The sequence below is a fragment of the Stenotrophomonas maltophilia genome, from assembly GCF_047782825.1.
Classification (GTDB): Bacteria; Pseudomonadota; Gammaproteobacteria; order Xanthomonadales; family Xanthomonadaceae; genus Stenotrophomonas.
The window spans coordinates 3,912,669-3,934,224 of record NZ_CP180589.1; the positions used below are offsets into that span (position 1 = coordinate 3,912,669).

The following is a 21,556-nucleotide window of genomic DNA, read 5'->3' on the forward strand; positions in this document are numbered from 1 at the left end:
TTCAATTAACTAAGGTTCCGGACACATGGCGGGCGAGGCTCTAACCCCTACCAGCTACATCCAGCATCACCTGCAGAACCTGACCGCACCGGTCGGCAAGGGCGAAGGGATGTTCTGGCATATCCACGTCGATACCTTCCTGACTGCCGTCCTGATGGGCCTGGTGATCGTGGTCGCGTTCTGGCTGGGTACCCGCAAGGCCACCGCCGGCGTGCCGGGCAAGTGGCAGGCCTTCGTGGAAATCTGCCTGGAGTTCGTTGACCGCCAGGCCAAGGACACCTACCACGGCAAGAGCAAGCTGGTCACGCCGATCGCCATCACCATCTTCTTCTGGATTCTGCTGATGAATCTGCTGAAGATGATCCCGGCCGATTTCATCGCCAAGCCGCTGGAAATGGCCGGTATCCACTACTGGAAGCCGGTGCCGACCGCTGACGTCAACGCCACCCTGGGCATGGCCTTCAGCGTGTTCTTCCTGATGCTGTTCTTCGCCCTGCGTGCGAAGGGCCTGGGCGGTTTCATCAAGGAATTCCTGACGGCGCCGTTCGGCAAGTGGATGATGCCGTTCAACCTGATCCTCAACATCGTCGAGTGGCTGAGTAAGCCGATCTCGCTGGCGATGCGACTGTTCGGCAACATGTTCGGCGGCGAAATCGTGTTCCTGCTGATCTGGGTGCTGGGTGGTGCCGGTTTCTTCGGTGCCATTGCCGGTGGTGCGTTCGGCCTTGGCTGGATGCTGTTCCACCTGCTGGTGATCCCGCTGCAGGCCTTCATCTTCATGATGCTGTCGATCGTGTACCTGAGCCTGTCGGAAGACGCTCACTAAAGTTCCAAGCTTCAACGCGTTTCAACCTTCATCCGTTTCATCACCCTTAGCAACTTAAGTTCCTGGAGATAACCATGTACTTCGCCGTCCTGACCAACTTCGCGCAGATTCAGAGCTCCACCGCCCTTGCCGTCGGCATCATGATCGGCCTGGCCGCGCTGGGCGCCGGTCTGGGTCTGGCCATCATGGCTGGTAAGTTCCTGGAGTCGGCCGCTCGCCAGCCGGAACTGATCCCGGTCCTGCAGGTCCGCATGTTCATCACCGCCGGCCTGATCGACGCCGCGTTCATCATCTCGGTCGCCGTCGGCCTGCTGCTGGCCTTCGCCAACCCGCTGTCGGCTGCCTTCGCTGGCGCCGTCACCAAGGCTCTGGCCGGCTGATACAGCGGTTTGAGACGACCGGGTGCTGATGCACCCGGTTTCGGATGAAGGCCGGATGCGCCGCTTCGGCGGCGCGTCCACCCCGAAACCAGCGATCGAGCTAACCATGAATATCAATTTCACCCTTCTTGCGCAGGCGCTCGCCTTCGCTGGTCTGATCTGGATCATCGCGACCAAGATCTGGCCGCCGCTGATGAACGCGATCGAAGAGCGCCAGCAGAAGATTGCTGAAGGCCTCGCTGCTGCCGACCGCAGCCAGAAAGATCTGGCCCAGGCGCAGGAGAAGGTCAACGAAGCACTGAAGGAAGCACGCACCAAGGCCAACGAGATCATCGACCAGGCCCACGCGCGTGCCAACCAGATCGTTGATGCTGCCCGTAACGAAGCGATCACCGAAGCCACCCGTCAGAAGGAACTGGCCCAGGCTGAGATCGACGCCGCCGCCAACCGTGCCCGTGAAGATCTGCGCAAGCAGGTGTCCGCGCTGGCCGTGACCGGTGCCGAAAAGCTGCTCAAGCGCGAAATCGACGCCAACGCCCACAAGGCGCTGCTCGACGAGCTGGCCTCGGAGATCTAAGGATGAGCCAGGCCCTCACGCTTGCCCGCCCGTACGCCCGCGCCGCCTTCGCGACCGCGCGCGACGAAGGCACGTTCGCGCCGTGGTCGGACGCCCTGGCGTTCTCCGCCCACGTCGCCGCCGACCCGCGCGTGGCGGCCCTGCTCGCCAACCCGGAGCTGGGTCGCGACGACGCCGTCGCACTGCTGGCGCCGGAAACCCACGGTGAGACCTACTCGCGTTTCCTCGCCGTGCTGGCCGAATCGCATCGTCTGCCGCTGCTGCCGGAAATCGCCGGCATGTTCGACGCCCTGCGCGCCGAAGCCGAGCACGTGGTCAAGGCCACGGTAACCTCGGCGGCCGAGCTGTCGGCCGGTGAGCTGGACGCGATCAAGGTCGCGCTGCGCAAGCGCTTCAACCGCGAGGTCGACGTGACCACCGCGGTCGATGCCTCGCTGATCGGCGGTGCCGTCATCGACGCCGGCGACGTGGTCATCGATGGTTCGCTGAAGGGCAAGCTGGCCCGTCTGCAGACCGCGCTCGCTAACTGAATTCATTTAACGTCCGGCCCCGCTGCCGGCACTAGGACTTGACGATGGCAACCACGCTCAACCCCTCCGAAATCAGCGAACTGATCAAGAACCGCATCGAGAAGGTCAAGCTGGCCGCGGAATCGCGCAACGAAGGCACCGTGACCAGCGTGTCCGACGGCATCGTGCGCATCTTCGGTCTGGCCGACGTGATGCAGGGCGAAATGATCGAACTGCCGAACAACACCTTCGCCCTGGCCCTGAACCTGGAGCGCGACTCGGTCGGCGCCGTGGTCCTGGGTGACTACGAGCACCTGCGCGAAGGCGACGTCGCCAAGACCACCGGCCGCATCCTGGAAGTGCCGGTCGGTCCGGAACTGCTGGGCCGCGTCGTGAACGCGCTCGGCGAGCCGATCGACGGCAAGGGCCCGCTGGGCACCGACCTGACCGCTCCGGTGGAGCGCGTTGCTCCGGGCGTGATCTGGCGCAAGTCGGTCGACCAGCCGGTGCAGACCGGTTACAAGTCGGTCGACTCGATGATCCCGATCGGCCGAGGCCAGCGCGAGCTGATCATCGGCGACCGCCAGACCGGCAAGACCGCGATGGCCATCGATGCGGTGATCAACCAGAAGGGCACCGGCATCAAGTGCGTGTACGTTGCGATCGGCCAGAAGGCTTCGACCATCGCCAACATCGTGCGCAAGCTGGAAGAGAACGGCGCCCTGGCCCACACCGTCGTGGTTGCTGCCACCGCATCCGAATCGGCTGCCATGCAGTACATCAGCGCCTACTCGGGCTGCACCATGGGTGAGTACTTCATGGACCGCGGCGAAGACGCGCTGATCGTGTACGACGATCTGTCCAAGCAGGCCGTGGCCTACCGCCAGATCTCGCTGCTGCTGAAGCGCCCGCCGGGCCGTGAAGCCTACCCGGGTGACGTGTTCTACCTGCACTCCCGTCTGCTCGAGCGCGCTGCCCGCGTGTCCGAGGAATACGTCGAGAAGTTCACCGAAGGCAAGGTCACCGGCAAGACCGGTTCGCTGACCGCGCTGCCGATCATCGAAACCCAGGCCGGCGACGTGTCCGCCTTCGTTCCGACCAACGTGATCTCGATCACCGACGGCCAGATCTTCCTGGAAACCGACCTGTTCAACGCCGGCATCCGCCCGGCCGTGAACGCCGGTATCTCGGTGTCGCGCGTCGGTGGCTCGGCCCAGACCAAGATCATCAAGAAGCTGTCGGGCGGCATCCGTATCTCGCTGGCCCAGTACCGTGAGCTGGCTGCGTTCGCGCAGTTCGCCTCGGACCTGGACGAAGCGACCCGCAAGCAGCTGGAGCGTGGCCAGCGCGTCACCGAGTTGATGAAGCAGAAGCAGTACGCGCCGATGTCGATCGCCAACCAGGCGCTGTCGATCTACGCCGTCAACGAGGGTTACCTCGACGACGTGCCGGTCAACAAGCTGCTGGCGTTCGAAGAAGGCCTGCACGCCCACTTCGCCAACACCCAGGGCGAACTGATCGGCAAGGTCAACGCCACCGGCGGTTGGGACAACGACATCGAAGGTGCCTTCAAGAAGGGCATCGCCGAGTTCAAGACCACCGGCAGCTGGTAAGACGAACGTGTGGCGGGGCCTGGCCCCGCTACACCGTTGAATGCAGCGGGGCATCGCCCCGCTCTACGGGAATCAAAGATGGCAAGCGGACGCGAAATCAAAACCAAGATCAAGAGCGTGCAGAACACCCGCAAGGTGACGCGCGCCCTGGAAATGGTCTCGGCCTCCAAGATCCGCAAGGCGCAGGATCGGATGAAGACCTCGCGTCCGTACGCGCAGGCGATGAAGCAGGTGATCGGCCACCTGGCCCAGGCCAGCACCGATTACCAGCATCCGTTCCTGGTCGAGCGCGAGCAGGTCAAGCGGGTCGGGTTCATCGTGATCTCCTCCGATCGCGGCCTGGCCGGCGGCCTGAACAACAACCTGTTCCGCAAGATGCTGGGCGAAGCCAAGGCATGGCAGGACAAGGGTGCTGAAGTGGACCTGGTGACCATCGGCCAGAAGGCATCGACCTTCTTCCGCCGCGTGAAGGTCAACATGGTCGGCAGCGTGACCCACATCGGCGACGTGCCGAAGCTGGAATCGCTGATCGGTGTGATCAAGGTCATGCTCGACGCCTTCACCGAAGGCAAGGTCGACCGCGTGTACCTGGTCTACAACCGCTTCGTGAACACCATGACGCAGAAGGCCAGCTTCGATCAGCTGCTGCCGCTGCCGCCGGCTGAGAAGCAGGTCGCTCACCACGACTGGGACTACCTGTACGAGCCCGATGCCGCGACCGTGCTGGAGCACGTGATGACGCGTTACATCGAGTCGCTGGTGTACCAGGCACTGCTGGAAAACGTCGCCTCCGAGCATGCCGCACGCATGGTTGCGATGAAGGCGGCGAGCGACAACGCCAACAAGCTGATCGGTACCCTCCAGCTCGTCTACAACAAGGCGCGCCAGGCAGCGATCACCCAGGAAATCTCCGAAATCGTCGGCGGCGCGGCAGCAGTCTGACCGCGTTCGTTCAAAGCACACATTTAGAGGATGCAGCAATGAGTCAGGGCAAGATCGTTCAGATCATCGGCGCGGTCGTCGACGTCGAATTCCCGCGTGAGTCGGTGCCGAAGGTGTACGACGCACTGAAGGTGGAAAACACCGAAATCACCCTCGAAGTCCAGCAGCAGCTGGGTGACGGCGTGGTGCGCACCATCGCCCTCGGTTCCACCGACGGCCTGAAGCGCAACCTGGTGGCCGTCAACACCGACCGCGGCATCTCCGTGCCGGTGGGCGCTGGCACCCTGGGCCGCATCATGGACGTGCTGGGCCGTCCGATCGACGAAGCCGGCCCGGTGGCCGCCAGCGACAGCTGGGAAATCCACCGTGCGGCCCCGTCGTACGAAGACCAGTCCCCGGCCACCGAGCTGCTGGAAACCGGCATCAAGGTCATCGACCTGATGTGCCCGTTCGCCAAGGGCGGCAAGGTCGGCCTGTTCGGCGGCGCCGGCGTCGGCAAGACCGTCAACATGATGGAACTGATCAACAACATCGCCAAGGCGCACAGCGGTCTGTCCGTGTTCGCCGGTGTGGGTGAGCGTACCCGTGAGGGCAACGACTTCTACCACGAAATGAAGGACTCCAACGTCCTGGACAAGGTGGCGATGGTGTACGGCCAGATGAACGAGCCGCCGGGCAACCGTCTGCGCGTCGCCCTGACCGGCCTGACCATGGCCGAGTACTTCCGCGACGAGAAGGACGAGAACGGCAAGGGTAAGGACGTCCTGCTGTTCGTCGACAACATCTACCGCTACACCCTGGCCGGTACCGAAGTGTCGGCACTGCTGGGTCGTATGCCGTCCGCCGTGGGTTACCAGCCGACCCTGGCCGAGGAAATGGGCGTCCTGCAGGAACGCATCACCTCGACCAAGAACGGTTCGATCACCTCGATCCAGGCCGTCTACGTTCCCGCGGATGACTTGACCGATCCGTCGCCGGCGACCACCTTCGCCCACCTGGACTCGACCGTCACCCTGTCGCGTTCGATCGCCTCGCTGGGTATCTACCCGGCCGTCGATCCGCTGGACTCCACCAGCCGCCAGATGGACCCGCTGGTCATCGGCCACGAGCACTACGACACCGCCCAGCGCGTCCAGCAGACCCTGCAGAAGTACAAGGAGCTGAAGGACATCATCGCCATCCTGGGCATGGACGAACTGTCCGAAGAAGACAAGCAGGCCGTGTCGCGCGCCCGCAAGATCGAGCGCTTCTTCAGCCAGCCGTTCCACGTGGCCGAAGTGTTCACCGGCTCGCCGGGCAAGTACGTGTCGCTGAAGGACACCATCCGTGGCTTCAAGGCCATCGTCGATGGCGAGTACGACCACCTGCCGGAGCAGGCGTTCTACATGGTCGGCAGCATCGAAGAAGCGGTCGAGAAGGCCAAGAAGATGGCTGAGAAGGCCTGATCATGAGCACCATCCGTTGCGACATCGTCAGCGCCGAGCAGGAAATCTTCCGTGGTGAAGCGACTCTGGTCGTGGCTACGGGTGAGCTCGGCGAACTGGGCATCGCGCCCAAACACGCACCGCTGATCACCCGCCTGAAGCCGGGCAAGGTGGTGGTGACCACGCCGAACGGCGAGCAGCTGGATTTCGCCATCTCCGGCGGCATCCTGGAAGTGCAGCCGCAGGTGGTGACCGTGCTGGCCGACACCGCCATCCGCGCGCAGGATATCGATGAAGCCTCGGTCCGCAAGGCCAAGGAAGAAGCCGAGCGCATCCTGGCCAACCGTGGTGAAGCCATGGAAATTGCCGAAGCCCAGCAGAAGCTGGCCGAGGCCGTGGTGCAGCTGCAGGCGCTGGAGCGCCTGCGCAAGACCCTCAAGCACTGAGGTTCGCGCCGCATCCGCAGAAACGCCGGCCTCGTGCCGGCGTTTTTGTTTGTGCCGTCAGCGATACACCACGTAGCGCATCAGCAGGAACGACACGCCGGCCAGCGCACCTTCCACCAGCGGCTTGGCCAGCCACGCGTACTGCAGGCCCAGGGCATGGTCGGCGGCGGCGACCAGCAACGTGCTGGCCGCAGTCAGCAGCAGCCACAGCGGCAGGAAGCGGGCGAAGCGGCGCCAGCCCAGGCGCTGGCGGCCCTGGGCGTCGGCAAAGGTGATCCGGCCGTTCAACCAGAAGCCCAGCAGCATGCCGGCCACGCGCCCGGCGATGTTGCCCGGTACCACCGGCAGGCCCGCCGCCGTGGCGGCGACGAACACCAGCCAGTCCAGCAGCAGCTGCAACAGGCCGATGACGATGTAGGCGCTTCCTTGGCGGAGCAGGCTCATGGCGGCAATGAAGGCGGGCAGGCCGCCATGTTAACGGCCGACGCTCTAGAATCACCGGCAACGAACCACGGACCGTTCCCCATGACCCAACCCCTGCACGTCATCATCCTGGCCGCCGGCGCCGGCAAGCGCATGAAATCGGTACTACCGAAGGTGCTGCAGCCGATCGCCGGCCAGCCGATGCTGGCGCACGTGATCGCAGCGGCGCGGGAACTGCAGCCGAGCGCCATCCACGTGGTGTACGGGCATGGTGGTGAAGCGGTCCGCCGGTATTTTGCCGACCAGCCGGACCTGCTATGGGCCGAACAGGCGCAGCAGCAGGGCACCGGCCACGCAGTGGCCCAGGCCATGCCGGAAGTGCCCGATGCCGCGCAGGTGCTGGTGCTGTACGGCGATGTGCCGCTCATCCGCGCGCAGACCCTGCGCGACCTGCTGGCCCAGCCGGGCCGGCTGGCGGTGCTGGTGGCCGAGGTTGAAGACCCCACCGGCTACGGTCGCGTGCTGCGCGATGCCGAAGGCCGGGTCGGCTCGATCGTCGAGCAGAAGGATGCCAACGATGACCAGCTGCGCGTGCGCACCATCAACACCGGCATCATCGCCGCCGAATCGACCGCGCTGCGCCGCTGGCTGTCGCAGCTGTCCAACAGCAACGCGCAGGGCGAGTACTACCTGACCGATGTGTTCGCCTTCGCCGCGCACGAGTACACCCCGGCCGAAATGGCGCTGGTGTCCGACGCGCAGGAAGCCGAAGGCGCGAACGATCCCTGGCAGCTGTCGCAGCTGGAACGCGCCTGGCAGCGCCGCGCGGTGCGTGCGCTGTGCGCGCAGGGTGCGCGCGTGCGTGATCCGGCGCGGCTGGATATCCGTGGCACGGTCACCGTCGGCAGCGACGTGCTGATCGATGTCGATGTCGTGCTGGAAGGCCATATCGTGCTTGGCGATGGCGTCACCGTGGGTCCGTTCAATCGCCTGAAGGACGTCACCCTGGGGCCGGGCACCGAAGTGCGCGCGCACTGCGATCTGGAAGGGGTGGTGACCGAAGGCGCCGCGCAGATCGGCCCGTTCGCGCGCCTGCGCCCGGGCACCGTGCTGGCCGATGGCGTGCACGTGGGCAACTTCGTGGAAACCAAGAAGGTCACCCTGGGCGTGGGCAGCAAGGCCAACCACCTCACCTACCTGGGCGATGCGGTGATCGGCAGCAAGGTCAACATCGGTGCCGGCACCATCACCTGCAACTACGACGGGGTGAACAAGTCGACAACGACCATCGGTGACCACGCCTTCATCGGCTCCAACAGCGCCCTGGTGGCGCCGGTGGTGATCGGCGAAGGCGCGACCATCGCGGCCGGCTCGGTCATCACCCGCAACGCACCGGACGGCAAGCTGACGCTGGCCCGTGCCCGGCAGGAAACCATCGATGGCTGGCACCGACCGGTCAAGAAGTCCTGAGCCGCGGCTGGCACGCGCCGATGAACTCGGCGTGCTGCCGGCCATCGAACAGCGTGCGGGCGAACTGCTGCGTGGGCATCCGGCATATCCGGTTTTTGCCGGGCATGGCCTGGATCAGGCCAGCCTGAGCGCAGGCCTGCAACGCGGGCAGCTGTGGGTGGTGGAGGCGCCAGACGGTGCCATTGCCGGCTATCTGCTGGGCGGCCGTCTTGATGATGCATTCCACATCCTGCAGATGGACGTGGACCCGGCGCACGCGCGACGTGGGCACGGCCGGGCACTGCTGCGGCATGCATTGGCCGAGGCCCGGGCGAGTGGGCTGTCCGCGGCGGTACTGACCACGCTGTCCGATGTGCCGTGGAATGCGGACTTCTATGCCAGCGAGGGGTTTGTGGTGGTGCCGCCCCCGCACTGGAGCACCGGCCTGCGGGCGGTGATGGCCGAAGAAGCCGCGCTGGGTTTCCCGATGCACCTGCGGGTGGCGATGCGGTGTGTCGGGTAGCGGCCGACCTCGGGCGGCCTATCCACGCATGGCGTGGATCTACCGGGAAGGGCATCCACGCATGGCGTGGATCTACCGGGAAGGGCATCCACGCATGGCGTGGATCTACCGGGAGGGCATCCACGCATGGCGTGGATCTACCGGGAGGGGCATCCACGCATGGCGTGGATCTACCGGGAAAGGCATCCACCCATGGCGTGGATCTACCGGGTGGGCGCGGTCCAGTAGATCCACGCCATGCGTGGATAGGGCTTTCGTCAGCTGACCGGCAGCAGGATCGACACGCACAAACCGCCATCCCCGCGGTTCTGCAACGACACCCGGCCGCCGTGTGCCTCGACGATCTCGCGCGTCAACGCCAGCCCCAGCCCGGTGCCGTTGCGCTTGGTGGAGTAGAACGGCATCAGCGCGTTCTGCAGCACCTGTTCGTTCATGCCCTTGCCGCGGTCCAGCACGTCCAGCCGCAGCCACTGCGGCAGGCGGGTCAGCTGCACCTGCACATCGTCATTGGGCGGGTCGGCTTCGGCGCAGGCCTCGTGTGCGTTCTTCAGCAGGTTCAACAGCGCCTGGCCGAACTGGGCGATGTCGATGCGGCTGCTCAGCGTCTCGTCCGGCTCGTGGTCCATGGTGAACGGAATCTGCTGGCGCAGGCTGGACAGGAACGGTGCCCAGTGCACGGTCTGCAGTTGCGGCTGCGGCAGCTTGGCAAAGCGGGCATAGCCGCGGATGAAGCCTTCCAGGTGGCGCGCGCGGTCTTCGATGGTGGTGAAGATTTCCGGCAGGCGGTCGAAGCGCTCGCGCCGCACCAGTTCACCGCCGGAATGGGCCAGCGACGCAATGGGAGCCAGCGAATTGTTCAACTCGTGGCTGATCACCCGGATCACCTTCTTCCAGGTCTGCACTTCCTGCCGGCGCAGTTCTGCAGTCAACTGGCGCACCAGCAGCAGGTCGTGCGGGCGGCCGTTCAGATGGAAGGCGCGGCGCGAAAGGTGATAGACCTGCTCGTCGTCCTCGTCCGGCTCCACGCCCTCCTCGGTTTCCGCGCGCACCGCAAACAGGCTGTCGCCGCCGCGGGCGATCGCATCGCGCAGCTCCACCGGCAACTGCTCCAGCACATCTTCCATGCGCTGGCCTTCCAGCTTCCAGCCGCCGTGCAGCAGCTTGCGTGCGGCCAGGTTGGAAAACACCACGCGGGAAATGCCATCGCCACCGGCGGCGATCAGCAGCATCGCCACCGGGGTGTTCTGCACCATGGTGTCCAGCAACAGCTCGCGCTGCACCAGCCCCTGGCGCTGCTCACGCAGCACATCGCCCAGTTCGCGGTGTGCTTCCACCAGATCGCCCAGTTCGTCGTTGCCGGGCCAGTACACGCCGAAATTGAACTCCCCATCGCGATAGCTGCTGGTGGTGCCGGCCAGTGCACGCATCAGCGAACGCACCGGTGCGGTGGCCCGCCGCAGCGACCACCACATCAGTGCCAGCAGCACCACGGTGGAGATTCCCGTCACCCACCAGCCATGGTTCATCCAGTACGCCAGCAGCCACGGCAGCGCGGCAGCCAGCGCCAGCACCGGCAGCAGGCGCAGGAACAGGCGGAAGGTGAACGAGCGGCGTTTCATTCGCGTGGGATGCCGTGGCGGTCCATGCGCCGGTACAGCGCCTGGCGGCTCAGGCCGAGCTCGGCCGCGGCCTGGGCAATGACGCCGTGGTTGCGCGCCAGCACGTCTTCGATGCGGGCGCGATCGGGGTCATTGCCCGCACTCGGTGCCGGGCGCGGCGCAGCTGCCGTGCGCGGCAGGTTCAGGTCGGCTACTTCAATGCGGTTGCCGCTGGCCAGTAGTTCGGCGCGCTGGATCACATTACGCAGCTCGCGCACGTTGCCCGGCCACGGGTGCCGCTGCAGCGCCGCTGCCGCTGCCGTGGACAACGGCTTGCCCGCAGCGAGAAAACGTTCGGCCAGCGGCACGATGTCACCGGGGCGCTCTGCCAGCGGCGGCAGCACCAGTTCCACGGTATTGAGGCGGTAGTAGAGATCTTCGCGGAAGCTGCCATCGCGGATCATCGCGGGCAGGTCGGCGTTGGTGGCGCTCACCACCCGCACCTTGACCTGGCGTTCGCGGTTGGACCCCAACCGCTCGAAGCGGCCGGTCTCCAGCACGCGCAGCAGCTTCATCTGTCCGCCCAGCGACAGGTTGCCGATCTCGTCCAGGAACAGCGTGCCGCCGTCGGCGGCTTCGAACTTGCCTTCGCGTGCCTTGTTGGCGCCGGTATAGGCGCCGGCCTCGGCACCGAACAGTTCGGCTTCGATCAGTTCGGAAGGCAGGGCGCCGCAGTTCACCGCCACGAACGGGCCCTTGGCCACCAGCGAATTGGCCTGGATGATCTGCGCGATCTTCTCCTTGCCGGCACCGTTGGGGCCGGTGATCAGCACCGGCAGTTCGGAGCGGGCGACCTGGCAGGCCAGGGCGATGACGCGCTCGCTGGCGGGGTCGGCGAACACCGCGCCGCACAGCGCATACTTCTCTTCCAGGGCATTGCGTTGGCGCTGCTCGCGGGCGCGACGCTGGTCCAGCTCGCGGCGGGCTTCGGACAGTTCCAGCAGATTGTTGACCGTGGTCAGCAGCTTGCGGTCATCCCAGGGCTTGGCCAGGTAATCGGCGGCGCCGGCCTTGACCAGGTCCACCGCACTGCTCAGGTGCGTCCATGCGGTCAGTAGAATCACCGGCAGGTCCGGATGGCGCGCACGGATCTGCGCGAACAGCGCTTCGCCTTCCTCACCCGAGGTGGTGTCTTCGGTGAAGTTCATGTCCTGGATGACCAGGTCGACCGGTTGCGATTCCAGCAGTGCCAGCCCTTCGGCCGGGCTCTGCGCCTGCAGGGTGTCGATGTCGTGCAGGGAGAACAGCACATCCAGCGCGGTGCCCACGCTGGCGTTGTCGTCGATGATCAGGATCGCGGGCATGGTTCGCAGATAGGTAGCGCCGGGCCAGGCCCGGCGGAATCAGGTGCAAGGGGCGGGTGCAGGCGCCGGGCATGGCCCGGCGCAAGCGCACCCCCGCCAATATAGCCAAACCGGCAGCCTCTCAGGGGCCGGGCAGGCTCAGCGCTGCGGCGGAGGCGGAGGCGGGGGAGGCGGTGCCGGCGGGGGCACCAGCACCGCCCGCCAGGTGGGCACGGCCACCGGTACGCTGAGCGTGCGGCCATCGCGACGCAGCAGCAGGTATGCCTGTGCCTTGTCTGCCTTGCGCAGGGCTGCGGCAAGCTGGTCGATCTGGCGCACGGGGGTGTCGTCCACGCGCAGGATGCGGTCGCCCCGGCGCACGCCGAAGCGCGCTTCGGGGCGGGCCGCATCGACCTGTACCTGGCCTTCGGTGGAGCGCAGCGTCAGCCGCGCGCCATCCTGCTCCCAGTCCATCGTCTGCGTGGTGCTGCTGCCCGCGAGCGCCGGCAGCGGCAGGGCCAATGCCATCAACAGGGCCAAGGCGCGCATCTCATGCCCCCCGGGTGGCGACGGCAGGCGGCACGGCGGCCGCGCGGCGGGCCGGACCGAACACCGCGATCTGGCCCAACACCCACAGCAGCACCGCACCCAGCGGCAGGTACAGCAGCGGCATGCGCGGCAGCTCGTACATGTTCATCAGGGCCAGGTTGATGGCGTACGCGGCCAGCATGCCCAGCACGATGCCCAGCGTGGCCAGCAGGAAGTTCTCGGTCTGGAAGTAGCGCAGGATCTGCCCACGGGTGGCGCCCAGCGCACGGCGGATGCCGATCTGCTTGCTGCGCTGCTGCACCCAGAAGCTGGCCAGGCCGATGATGCCCAGCGCGGTGACCACCAGCAGGGCGATGCACACGGTCACCAGCAGGCCGACCATGGCGCGGTCGTTCTTGAAGTAGTCGTTGCGCTGGTCCTCGTAGGTTTTCTTGTCGCGCATCAGGCGATTGGCATCGTTGCGTTCCAGCGCAGCGACGGCGGCCTTGAGCACTTCATCGCGGCGCTCCGGTGCGGTGCGCAGCATGTAGGTGCCACCTTCATCGAAGCCGCGGCGCAACGGCATCAGCATCGATTCATTCCAGTTGTCGTCCCAGCCGGTGGGCGTGGTCAGGGTGTCGACGATGCCGACCACGTGCAGCGGCTGCTTGCCCATGTAGTAGGTCTTGCCCAGGGCACTGCCGTTTGGCTCCATCTTTGCCGCGGTGGCCTGGCTGAAGATCACCGGGACCGCCTTGTCCTTGGAACCGGCCTTGCTGACCACGGCGTAGTCCATGTACTCGTCGGGCAGGAAGTCACGCCCGGCGATGACATTGATGCCCATCGTGCGGATGCCATCCTCGGACATCGTGTACATCGAGGCCTCGGTGGTCGGCCGCTCCTGGTCCTGCTGGCGCTGGATGCTGCTGCTGGACGAGCCGCTGCGGAACGGCACCTGGTTGATGATGGTGGCGCTGGTGACACCGGGGATGGCGCGCAGCGAGGCCAGATCCTCGCGGGTGCGCGCCATGCCGTTGGTCTGCTTGCCGATGCCGCTGACACGTACCATGACCAGTTCATTCTCGGCGATGCCGCTGGGCATGCTGATCTTTTCCACGCGTTGGCTGACCAGGAACAGCGCGTTGCAGACGATGGCGCAGGTCAGGGCGACTTCCAGCACGATCAGGGCGGCAGCAGTCTTGTGCCGGCGCAGGGTGCTGAGGATGGGGCGGATGTCCATGGGAGTCCTCGTTCCGGTACTTACTGCGACTTGAGCTGGATGGCCGGGGTGACCTGCATCGCGCGCCAGGCGGGCAGGAAACCGGCGGCAAGGCTGGCAAACAGGGTCAGGCCGATGGCCAGCAGCAACATGCTGCCGTCCAGATGGGCCAGCTTGGCGTAGTCCACCGGCTGTTGGCGCACGGCGAACAGGCCAAGCAAGGCCACGCCGATGCCGAGCACGCCGCCGACCACGCCCACCGCACCGGCTTCCACCAGGCACTGCAGGAAGATCTGGCCGCGGCTGGCACCGAGCGCGCGACGCACGCCGATTTCACCGCTGCGGCGCAGGAACTTGGCCAGCAGCAGGCCAACGGTGTTGACCAGGCACACGCCCAGGAAGCCCAGCGCCAGCCACAGCTGCAGGCGCACATCGCTGGGCACTGCACCGTTGAAGTCCAGCCACTCCATCACGTTGCGCAGGCGCACGTTCGGCGGGCGCTCGAAGCGGCCGGCCTCACGCTGCTGGCTGGAATAGTTTTCCAGGTAGCGGCGGTAGTCATCGGCCTTGCCCGGGTCCATCTCGGCCCAGTACTGCAGCCAGGTGCAGGGGGCGTTCACCGAATAGCTGTCGCCGTCGGGGTTCTCGCCGAAGCAGTTCATGTTGCCGTTGCTGCCCAGCTTCAGGTCCATCGAGGTCGACATCGGCAGCAGCAGATCCTCGTCCTTGCCGAAGCTGCCGGTGGTGAGGTCGAAGAACTGCGGTTCGGGATTCCATTCCTTCATCACGCCGACGATGCGGAAGCTCTGGCCATCCATGCGGATGTCCTTGCCCACGCTGTTGCCGCCCTGGTACAGCTTGTCGTTCAGGGTCTTGGAGATGACCACCACGCGTGCGCGGCCGTCGTCGTCCTGGCGCGTCCACGCACGGCCGTACTGCATCGGAACGTTGAACATCGGGAAGAAATCAGCCGAGGTCCAGCGCGTATCGATCGAGAACGGCTGCAGGGTGCTGCCGTCCGGTTCGATGGTGCCGCCACCGCCGCTCATCAGCGCCTGGCGCTCGGCCTTGGCTTCGCGCAGCAGGGCTTCGCCATCGAAGCGGGTCATCTGGCTGTTGGGCTCCTCGCCGGGCACGTAGCCCCCGCGCGGACCCGGGTCCAGCTGCACGTAGAACAGGCGATCACTCTTGTCCGGGATCGGATCACCGGAGAGCACGTGGAAGACGGTCAGGGTGGTCATCGAGGCGCCGATGCCCAGCGCGATGGCAACCACCATCAGCGCGGTCAGGACCTTGTTGCGGCGGAAGCTGCGCGCCGCCAGTCGGGCGTAGTAGGCGAACATGGTCGGGCCCTCACTCGTTGACGGCGACGATGCGGCGCGGGGTGGCCAGCACCGGCTCACGCACCAGGTCGGTCACCTGGCCATCGACGATGTGCACGTTGCGCTGCGCGCGTGCGGCCAGTTCCGGGTCATGGGTGACCATGACGATGGTGGTGCCGGCGGCATTGATCTCTTCCAGCAGTTCCATCACGCCACGCGCCATCTGCGTGTCCAGGTTGCCGGTCGGTTCGTCGGCCAGCAGCAGGCGCGGGCTGCCGGCCAGGGCGCGGGCAATTGCCGCGCGCTGCTGCTGGCCGCCGGACAGTTCATTGGGGTAGTGCTTCATGCGCGAACCCAGGCCCACCTGGCTCAGCGCCTTCTCGATGCGCTCGCGGCGTTCGCCGGCGCCCATCCTGCGGTAGCGCAGCGGCACGTCCACGTTGTCGAAAAGGTTCAGGTCGGGAATCAGGTTGAAGCCCTGGAAGATGAAGCCGATCTTCTGGTTGCGCATGCGGCTGCGTGCATCATCGCCCAGCGTGCTCACGTCCTGGCCGTCGAGCATGTAGGTGCCGCTGGTGAAGGTTTCCAGCAGGCCGGCGATGTTGAGGAAGGTGGTCTTGCCGGAACCCGACGGGCCGGTGACGGCGACGAACTCGCCTTCCTTGACCTGCAGTTCCAGCGAGCGCAGTGCATGGGTTTCCACCTGTTCGGTACGGAAGACCTTGGCGACCGAACGCATTTCGAGCATGTACATGGGGTGTCCTCTCTCCAGGATTCAGGTATCAGGTATCAGGTATCAGGTATCAGTTGACGGAGACGCGTTCGGCGTCCTTGAACAGGTCGCTGCCGGAGACCACGATGCGGTCGCCCGGCTGCACACCCGACTTGATTTCCACTTCGCCCAGGCTGCTGACGCCCAGTTCCACCGGACGGCGCACCGCGGTGCGGCCGTCCATCACGTAGGCCACGCCGTTGCCCTGTTCGACGAACGGGCCGCGCTCGACCTTCATCACGTTGCGGCGCGTATCCAGCAGCACGCGCACCGACATGCGCTGGCTCTGGCGCAGGCCTTCAGGCTGGGCGGCGGCGAAGCGCACGCGGGCGTTGACCTCGCCGTTGACCACTTCCGGCGACACCGCGCTGATCTCACCCGGGAACGGCTTGCCGTTGCCGCCGGTCAGCTGCGCCGGCATGCCGATCGCCAGGTCGCGGGCGAAGCTTTCGGGCACCTTGATCTCCACCTCGAACTTGGACAGGTCGACCACGCCCAGCACCGGCGCGTTGGCCGCCAGGTTGGTGGCCTGGGTGGCCTGCACCTGGCCGACCTGGCCGTCGAACGGCGCGCGCAGGGTCAGTGCATCGACCTGGCGCTGCACCTCGGCCACCACGGCCTTCTGGCGGTCGGCCAGCAGGCGCTTGTTGCGGGCATCCAGGTCGGCGCCCTGGCTCTGCAGGCGCGCATCGGTGGTGGCATTGGCCAGGGTGATGTCCGCCTTCTTCAGGCTGTCCTGGGCCTTGGCCAGGTCGATCTGCGGCACTGCGCCACCGTCGTAGCCGCGCTGGTAGCGCTGCAGGTCACGGTCGGCGGCCTGCCGTTCGATGCTGGCCTGGTCGGTTTCCTTGCGCGACTTGGCGCGGGCCAGAGTGGCGTCCAGCGCGGCGCGGCTGGCTTCGGCCTCCAGGCCGGCCAGGGTGGCCTGTTCCTGGGCCAGCTTGCTGCGCAGTTCGGGGCTGTCGATGATCGCCAGTTCCTGGCCCTTTTTGACCACGTCACCGGCCACTACCTTCAGGTCCACCGTGCCGGCGGAGATGGCGTACAGGGTGGGGCTGTTGGCGGCAATGACGCGGCCGTCGGCGGCGATGTCGCGCACCAGGTCGCCACGCTGCACTTCAGCGATGCGCACGCGGCTGCTGTCGAAGGAGCGGCTGGCGTTGGACCAGGCATGCACGGCCCAGCCGATGGCGGCCAGCAGGGCGATCCCGCCCAGGGCCGGCCAGCGGTAGCGGTGCCAGGCCGCACGCGGGGCGCTGGCGGGGGCGGCGGAAACGATCTGGTCCTGGGCAGAGGTGTCGCGGATCATCGGGTGCATGCCTTTCGGTGGTGAAAGCGATAAAGCACGCACCGTGCCAACTTTATTTCCTTTTCCATCAATGGCTTGCAATTTGGCCGGCAGTGTCCGGGTGTCCGCGGACACCTTTCCGGACACTTTCATTAAGCGGACAGGAGGGGGAGCGTGGGCACCCACGCTAGAATGCGCCGATCGTTTTCAAGGAAATGCGCGACATGTGTGGAATCGTGGGTGCGATCGCCGATCGCGATGTGGTGCCGGTGCTGATCGAAGGACTGAAGCGGCTGGAGTATCGCGGTTACGATTCCTCCGGCATCGCGGTGATCGACCAGGCCGAGCGCCCGGATGTGCGCCGCGTGCGCCGCACCGGCCGCGTCTCGGAAATGGCCACTGCGGCCGAGGCCGAAGGCTTCAACGCCAGTCTGGGCATCGGCCACACGCGCTGGGCCACCCATGGCGGCGTGACCGAAGCCAATGCGCACCCGCACATCAGTGCCGGCGTGGCGCTGGTGCACAACGGCATCATCGAGAACCATGAAGAGCAGCGCGAGAAGCTGCGCGCGCTGGGCTACACCTTCGAATCGCAGACCGATACCGAGGTGATCGCCCACCTGATGCACCACCACCTGAAGGGCGGCGACGACCTGCTGGTGGCGCTGCAGCACACCGTGAAGGAACTCACCGGCGCCTACGCGCTGGCCGTGGTCAGCCGCGCCGAGCCGGATCGTTTTGTCTGCGCGCGCATGGGCTGCCCGCTGCTGGTCGGCCTGGGCGAGGGCGAGAACTTCGTTGCCTCGGACGTGTCGGCCGTGATCTCGGCCACCCGCAAGGTCATCTTCCTGGAAGAGGGCGACACCGCCGAAGTGCGCCGCGATGGCGTGCGCATCTTCGATGGCAACGACCAGCCGATCGAGCGCGAGGTGCACCTGTCCGATGTCTCGCTGGCCTCGCTGGAGCTGGGCCCGTACCGCCACTTCATGCAGAAGGAAATCCACGAGCAGCCGCGCGCGCTGGGCGACACCATCGAAGCGGCGATCGACGCCGGTGGTTTCCCGGCCGAGCTGTTCGGCAAGAATGCGGCGGCGGTACTGTCGGGCATCGAAGGCGTGCAGATCCTGGCCTGCGGCACCAGCTACTACTCGGGCCTGACCGCGCGCTACTGGATCGAGGCCATTGCCGGCCTGCCGTGCAGCGTGGAAATCGCCAGCGAGTACCGCTACCGCGCCGCGTATGCCAACCCGAAGCACCTGATCGTGACCATTTCCCAGTCCGGCGAAACGCTGGATACGATGGAAGCGCTGAAGTACGCCAAGTCGCTGGGCCACAAGCACACGCTGTCGATCTGCAACGTGCCGGAAAGCGCGATCCCGCGCGCCAGCGAGCTGGTCTGCTACACCCGTGCCGGCGCCGAGATCGGCGTGGCCTCGACCAAGGCCTTCACCACCCAGCTGGCCGCGCTGTTCCAGCTGACCGTGGTGCTGGGCAAGCTGCACGGTCGCATCGATGCCGCCCAGGAAGCCGATTACCTGGAGCAGCTGCGCTTCCTGCCGGGCAGCGTGCAGCACGCGCTGAACATGGAGCCGCAGATCGCCGCCTGGGCCGAGCGTTTCGCCCGCAAGAGCAGCGCGCTGTTCCTGGGCCGTGGTCTGCATTACCCGATCGCGCTGGAAGGCGCGCTCAAGCTGAAGGAAATCTCCTACATCCACGCCGAGGCCTACCCGGCCGGTGAACTGAAGCACGGCCCGCTGGCGCTGGTGGACGAGGACATGCCGGTGGTGGTGATTGCACCCAACGACAGCCTGCTGGAAAAGGTGAAGTCGAACATGCAGGAAGTGCGCGCCCGTGGCGGCGAGCTGTTCGTGTTCGCCGACCAGGACAGCAACTTCCACGAATCCGAAGGCGTGCACGTGATCCGCACCCCGCGCCACGCCGGCGTCCTCAGCCCGGTGGTGCACACCATCCCCGTGCAGCTGCTGGCCTACCACACCGCGCTGGCACGCGGCACCGACGTGGACAAGCCGCGCAATCTGGCCAAGAGCGTGACGGTGGAGTAACACCCGTTGCGGTGGCGCGCGCCTGGCAACCGGCGCGCGCCCCTGCGCTGCACCACATCCCGACGTTCCCGCACCGGCATCAAGGATCGATCCCGCATGCACACTCCCTGGCTCCGCGCTGTCCTCGCGGGTCTTGCCTGCCTGGCGCTGCTGCTGGCCTGCAGCGCGCCCGCACCGGCACAGACCGCACGCAAACCCTCGGCCTACGAGCACCGCCCGGAGGGCGAAGCCGCGCAGCTGCCACCTGCCGAGGGCCCGGATTTCCTGTCGCGCATCGACAACCGTGCGCAGTTCATGCAGCTGGCACGCGTCTACAACGCCGGCACCGCACTGGAAATGCCGCACCTGATCTTCGTGATTGACCGGCACGAGAACGGGCGCGTCTACTACATCAATACGCGCCGGCACGCCCTGCACGAGTCGTTCGTGCGCCAGCAGCGGCTGGTGCGGTCGATGGACAAGGCCACGCTCAACGCGCAGTACCGTGATCCACAACGCCGCTTCCTGTTCGGTACCGTGGCCTGGCAGCAGGACCTGCCGGGCTACACCTACGAATTCTGGGAGGGTGACCGGCTGACGGCGCCGCTGCTGCGGCAGGCACAGGACGTGCTGCAGGCGTCCTTCGCCGATCCCATCCGCTTCAAGACCAATTCCACCGGCCATGAACAACTGGCCCGCGACATGAAACTGGCCCATGTCAGCCAGGAGCAACTGCTGCGCGAGCAGCGCTTCCTGCCGCTCAATACCGGGCGTGCGGAAGGGCGGCTGCGCATCGTGCGTTCGGAGGCGCAGCTGCGCGACGTATCGCCGCGCGACATCCCGGTGCTGGACGAGGTGCCGATCGCGCTGTCCCCGGTGGCCGGCCTGGTGACCCAGCGGCCCTCGACGCTGTTGTCGCACGTCAATCTGCTGGCCAAGGGCTGGGGCATTCCCAACGCCTACGTGCGCGACGCGCAGGCCGTGCTGCGCCAGTACGACGGGCGCTGGGTGGCCCTGGAGGTCACCGCCAGCGGCTACCGGATCACTCCGCTGGCACGCCCGGCGCGTACGCCGTCGGCGGCCGTTGCGGCACGTCCGTTGCAGCGCGACCTGCCACGCCCGGATCTGCGCGTGGTCGCCTTGAAGCCGCTGGCCGCCCTGCGTGCGAGTGACAGTGCCCACTGCGGGGTGAAGGCCGCCAACCTGGGCACGCTGCGCGCGGTGCTGCCGCCGGCTGCACGGGTGCCCGATGGCTTCTGCATTCCGTTCGCCTACTACGCAGCGATGCGGGAGCGGCTGCAGATTCCGCAGCGCCTGCGCGCGCTGCAGCAGCGCCCGGGTTTCAGCAGCGACCCGGCGGTCCGCCGCGAAGCGCTGGCTGCGCTGCGTGCGCAGATCGAAAGCGCGGCGCCCGACGCCACCTTCCAGCGTGAACTGGAGCGGCAGTGGCAAGGGCAGCTGAAGGGCGCGCCGGTGTTCGTGCGCAGCTCCTCCAACTCCGAGGATCTGCCGGGTTTCAGCGGGGCAGGGCTGTACACCACGGTTCCCAACGTGACCCGCATGGATGCGGTGGCCAGGGCCGTGCAGACGGTGTGGGCATCGGTCTACAACTTCGAAGCCTACGAGGCGCGTGCGGCGGCCGGCCTGCCGCAGGACGCCGTGGCGATGGCGGTGCTGGTGCAGGTGGCCGCACCGTCGGACAGTTCCGGGGTGATGATCACCCGCGATCCGTTCGATGCCGCCCGTCGCCATGTCACCTACATTTCGGCCAAGCGCGGGCTGGGCATCCGCGTGGTCGAAGGCAAGCGCCAGGCCGAGCAGGTGATGTACTCATCCTGGTCCAGGGCCGTGCAGGTGCTGAGCCGGTCGGCCGAGGACACCCAGTTGGTGGCGCGTGCCGGTGGCGGCGTGCGGGAAGTGCCGATCACCGGCTCGCGGCAGGTGCTGACCGATGCGCTGATCGCGCGGCTGGCGCGCATTGGCACCCGCACCAGGCAGGCGTTGGGCGGGGCCGACCAGGACATCGAGTGGGCCGTGGTCGGCGATGAGGTACTGATCCTGCAGTCGCGCCCGTATGTGGATGGGAGCGCGCGCTAGCGCGCCATGGCGTGCGGGGCGCAGGGCCGCTCCCCCCATGAACAACGCCATATTGCAGCGCAACATCGAAAGCGTACAATCCGCCTCGGCCAGTCGGCTGCTGTAACCCGCCTCCCGCCGTACCCCCCTGCAACGCACAGTGCCGGGGCGTTCCGGGGACGACGCTACGGACCAGCGTACTCCCCAGGACCCACGCGTCCGCATGACCTGCCTGTCCCGCTGTCGGGGCCGGGCG

General features: G+C 66.5%; 20 protein-coding genes. 12 read left to right on the forward strand and 8 right to left on the reverse strand.

Features of this window, described 5'->3' with window-relative positions; genetic code table 11:
• Positions 1-25 precede the first annotated feature (25 nt).
• The 8 genes from atpB (at position 26) to ACM2ZB_RS18135 (ending at position 6,717) form a co-directional block, all read left to right on the forward strand.
• Positions 26-826 (forward strand): F0F1 ATP synthase subunit A, encoded by an 801-nt coding sequence (gene atpB / locus ACM2ZB_RS18100; protein ID WP_057496519.1) that lies wholly within the window; start codon positions 26-28, stop codon positions 824-826.
• Positions 827-900: 74 nt separating this feature from the next.
• Positions 901-1,206, forward strand: a complete 306-nt coding sequence (gene atpE, locus ACM2ZB_RS18105) for a F0F1 ATP synthase subunit C (protein ID WP_005411133.1) — start codon at positions 901-903, stop codon at positions 1,204-1,206.
• A 106-nt stretch (positions 1,207-1,312) separates the two neighbouring features.
• On the forward strand, positions 1,313-1,783 hold the full coding sequence (locus ACM2ZB_RS18110) for a F0F1 ATP synthase subunit B (protein WP_005419512.1): 471 nt from the start codon (positions 1,313-1,315) through the stop codon (positions 1,781-1,783).
• Between the two features lie 2 nt (positions 1,784-1,785).
• Positions 1,786-2,313 carry a F0F1 ATP synthase subunit delta gene (locus ACM2ZB_RS18115; RefSeq protein WP_313440581.1) on the forward strand — a complete coding sequence of 176 codons (528 nt, stop codon included), beginning with the start codon at positions 1,786-1,788 and terminating at the stop codon, positions 2,311-2,313.
• Between the two features lie 44 nt (positions 2,314-2,357).
• The gene (gene atpA / locus ACM2ZB_RS18120; protein ID WP_079223558.1) at positions 2,358-3,905 is read left to right on the forward strand and encodes a F0F1 ATP synthase subunit alpha; all 1,548 of its coding nucleotides are present in this window, start codon (positions 2,358-2,360) and stop codon (positions 3,903-3,905) included.
• 78 nt (positions 3,906-3,983) lie between these two features.
• Positions 3,984-4,847: a F0F1 ATP synthase subunit gamma gene (atpG, locus tag ACM2ZB_RS18125; protein ID WP_006471334.1), complete on the forward strand. Its 864-nt coding sequence runs from the start codon at positions 3,984-3,986 to the stop codon at positions 4,845-4,847.
• 38 nt (positions 4,848-4,885) lie between these two features.
• Positions 4,886-6,292, forward strand: a complete 1,407-nt coding sequence (gene atpD, locus ACM2ZB_RS18130) for a F0F1 ATP synthase subunit beta (protein WP_079223556.1) — start codon at positions 4,886-4,888, stop codon at positions 6,290-6,292.
• 2 nt (positions 6,293-6,294) lie between these two features.
• Positions 6,295-6,717 (forward strand): F0F1 ATP synthase subunit epsilon, encoded by a 423-nt coding sequence (locus tag ACM2ZB_RS18135; protein WP_006471332.1) that lies wholly within the window; start codon positions 6,295-6,297, stop codon positions 6,715-6,717.
• Positions 6,718-6,774: 57 nt separating this feature from the next.
• On the opposite strand, the gene ACM2ZB_RS18140 is transcribed toward ACM2ZB_RS18135, so the two are convergent.
• A complete protein-coding gene (locus ACM2ZB_RS18140) occupies positions 6,775-7,161 on the reverse strand; it encodes a GtrA family protein (protein WP_416056469.1) in 387 nt (128 codons plus the stop codon).
• Between the two features lie 81 nt (positions 7,162-7,242).
• On the opposite strand from ACM2ZB_RS18140, the gene glmU reads away from it, so the two are divergent.
• Together glmU and ACM2ZB_RS18150 are read left to right on the forward strand one after the other, a co-directional pair.
• Positions 7,243-8,610 carry a bifunctional UDP-N-acetylglucosamine diphosphorylase/glucosamine-1-phosphate N-acetyltransferase GlmU gene (glmU, locus tag ACM2ZB_RS18145; RefSeq protein ID WP_416056470.1) on the forward strand — a complete coding sequence of 456 codons (1,368 nt, stop codon included), beginning with the start codon at positions 7,243-7,245 and terminating at the stop codon, positions 8,608-8,610.
• Positions 8,579-9,112 (forward strand): GNAT family N-acetyltransferase, encoded by a 534-nt coding sequence (locus ACM2ZB_RS18150; protein WP_416056471.1) that lies wholly within the window; start codon positions 8,579-8,581, stop codon positions 9,110-9,112. The genes glmU and ACM2ZB_RS18150 overlap by 32 nt, the downstream gene beginning before the upstream one ends.
• A 257-nt stretch (positions 9,113-9,369) precedes the next feature.
• On the opposite strand, the gene ACM2ZB_RS18155 is transcribed toward ACM2ZB_RS18150, so the two are convergent.
• The 7 genes from ACM2ZB_RS18155 to ACM2ZB_RS18185 all read right to left on the reverse strand — a co-directional run bounded on the left by ACM2ZB_RS18155 (position 9,370) and on the right by ACM2ZB_RS18185 (position 17,203).
• Positions 9,370-10,731 carry a HAMP domain-containing sensor histidine kinase gene (locus tag ACM2ZB_RS18155; RefSeq protein ID WP_313440570.1) on the reverse strand — a complete coding sequence of 454 codons (1,362 nt, stop codon included), beginning with the start codon at positions 10,729-10,731 and terminating at the stop codon, positions 9,370-9,372.
• Complete coding sequence (locus tag ACM2ZB_RS18160; protein WP_416056472.1) at positions 10,728-12,074, reverse strand: sigma-54-dependent transcriptional regulator; 1,347 nt, start codon at positions 12,072-12,074, stop codon at positions 10,728-10,730. Before ACM2ZB_RS18160 ends, ACM2ZB_RS18155 begins: the two co-directional genes overlap by 4 nt.
• A gap of 138 nt (positions 12,075-12,212) precedes the next feature.
• A complete protein-coding gene (locus ACM2ZB_RS18165; protein ID WP_313440566.1) occupies positions 12,213-12,602 on the reverse strand; it encodes a PDZ domain-containing protein in 390 nt (129 codons plus the stop codon).
• A gap of 1 nt (position 12,603) precedes the next feature.
• A complete protein-coding gene (locus tag ACM2ZB_RS18170) occupies positions 12,604-13,821 on the reverse strand; it encodes an ABC transporter permease (protein WP_313440564.1) in 1,218 nt (405 codons plus the stop codon).
• Between the two features lie 20 nt (positions 13,822-13,841).
• Positions 13,842-15,143, reverse strand: a complete 1,302-nt coding sequence (locus ACM2ZB_RS18175; RefSeq protein ID WP_416056473.1) for an ABC transporter permease — start codon at positions 15,141-15,143, stop codon at positions 13,842-13,844.
• Positions 15,144-15,153: 10 nt separating this feature from the next.
• Complete coding sequence (locus ACM2ZB_RS18180; RefSeq protein WP_313053126.1) at positions 15,154-15,876, reverse strand: ABC transporter ATP-binding protein; 723 nt, start codon at positions 15,874-15,876, stop codon at positions 15,154-15,156.
• A 49-nt stretch (positions 15,877-15,925) separates the two neighbouring features.
• Positions 15,926-17,203, reverse strand: coding sequence for an efflux RND transporter periplasmic adaptor subunit (locus ACM2ZB_RS18185; protein WP_313440559.1), 1,278 nt, complete (start codon positions 17,201-17,203; stop codon positions 15,926-15,928).
• Between the two features lie 203 nt (positions 17,204-17,406).
• Here ACM2ZB_RS18185 and glmS point away from each other — a divergent pair, with 203 nt between their 5' ends.
• On the forward strand, positions 17,407-19,245 hold the full coding sequence (gene glmS / locus ACM2ZB_RS18190; protein ID WP_416056474.1) for a glutamine--fructose-6-phosphate transaminase (isomerizing): 1,839 nt from the start codon (positions 17,407-17,409) through the stop codon (positions 19,243-19,245).
• Between the two features lie 96 nt (positions 19,246-19,341).
• A complete protein-coding gene (locus ACM2ZB_RS18195; protein ID WP_416056475.1) occupies positions 19,342-21,321 on the forward strand; it encodes a PEP/pyruvate-binding domain-containing protein in 1,980 nt (659 codons plus the stop codon).
• The last annotated feature ends 235 nt before the right edge of the window (positions 21,322-21,556 follow it).

Bases quoted from the DNA above. Each gene is read 5' to 3' on its own strand.
- ACM2ZB_RS18135 (WP_006471332.1), top strand. From the start codon at position 6,295: ATGAGCACCATCCGTTGCGACATCGTCAGCGCCGAGCAGGAAATCTTC.
- ACM2ZB_RS18110 (WP_005419512.1), top strand. From the start codon at position 1,313: ATGAATATCAATTTCACCCTTCTTGCGCAGGCGCTCGCCTTCGCTGGT.
- atpD (WP_079223556.1), top strand. From the start codon at position 4,886: ATGAGTCAGGGCAAGATCGTTCAGATCATCGGCGCGGTCGTCGACGTC.
- atpA (WP_079223558.1), top strand. From the start codon at position 2,358: ATGGCAACCACGCTCAACCCCTCCGAAATCAGCGAACTGATCAAGAAC.
- ACM2ZB_RS18155 (WP_313440570.1), bottom strand. From the start codon at position 10,731: ATGAAACGCCGCTCGTTCACCTTCCGCCTGTTCCTGCGCCTGCTGCCG.
- glmU (WP_416056470.1), top strand. From the start codon at position 7,243: ATGACCCAACCCCTGCACGTCATCATCCTGGCCGCCGGCGCCGGCAAG.
- ACM2ZB_RS18185 (WP_313440559.1), bottom strand. From the start codon at position 17,203: ATGATCCGCGACACCTCTGCCCAGGACCAGATCGTTTCCGCCGCCCCC.
- ACM2ZB_RS18165 (WP_313440566.1), bottom strand. From the start codon at position 12,602: ATGCGCGCCTTGGCCCTGTTGATGGCATTGGCCCTGCCGCTGCCGGCG.
- ACM2ZB_RS18170 (WP_313440564.1), bottom strand. From the start codon at position 13,821: ATGGACATCCGCCCCATCCTCAGCACCCTGCGCCGGCACAAGACTGCT.
- ACM2ZB_RS18175 (WP_416056473.1), bottom strand. From the start codon at position 15,143: ATGTTCGCCTACTACGCCCGACTGGCGGCGCGCAGCTTCCGCCGCAAC.
- atpG (WP_006471334.1), top strand. From the start codon at position 3,984: ATGGCAAGCGGACGCGAAATCAAAACCAAGATCAAGAGCGTGCAGAAC.
- ACM2ZB_RS18140 (WP_416056469.1), bottom strand. From the start codon at position 7,161: ATGAGCCTGCTCCGCCAAGGAAGCGCCTACATCGTCATCGGCCTGTTG.
- ACM2ZB_RS18195 (WP_416056475.1), top strand. From the start codon at position 19,342: ATGCACACTCCCTGGCTCCGCGCTGTCCTCGCGGGTCTTGCCTGCCTG.
- atpE (WP_005411133.1), top strand. From the start codon at position 901: ATGTACTTCGCCGTCCTGACCAACTTCGCGCAGATTCAGAGCTCCACC.
- ACM2ZB_RS18115 (WP_313440581.1), top strand. From the start codon at position 1,786: ATGAGCCAGGCCCTCACGCTTGCCCGCCCGTACGCCCGCGCCGCCTTC.
- ACM2ZB_RS18160 (WP_416056472.1), bottom strand. From the start codon at position 12,074: ATGCCCGCGATCCTGATCATCGACGACAACGCCAGCGTGGGCACCGCG.
- ACM2ZB_RS18180 (WP_313053126.1), bottom strand. From the start codon at position 15,876: ATGTACATGCTCGAAATGCGTTCGGTCGCCAAGGTCTTCCGTACCGAA.
- glmS (WP_416056474.1), top strand. From the start codon at position 17,407: ATGTGTGGAATCGTGGGTGCGATCGCCGATCGCGATGTGGTGCCGGTG.
- atpB (WP_057496519.1), top strand. From the start codon at position 26: ATGGCGGGCGAGGCTCTAACCCCTACCAGCTACATCCAGCATCACCTG.
- ACM2ZB_RS18150 (WP_416056471.1), top strand. From the start codon at position 8,579: ATGGCTGGCACCGACCGGTCAAGAAGTCCTGAGCCGCGGCTGGCACGC.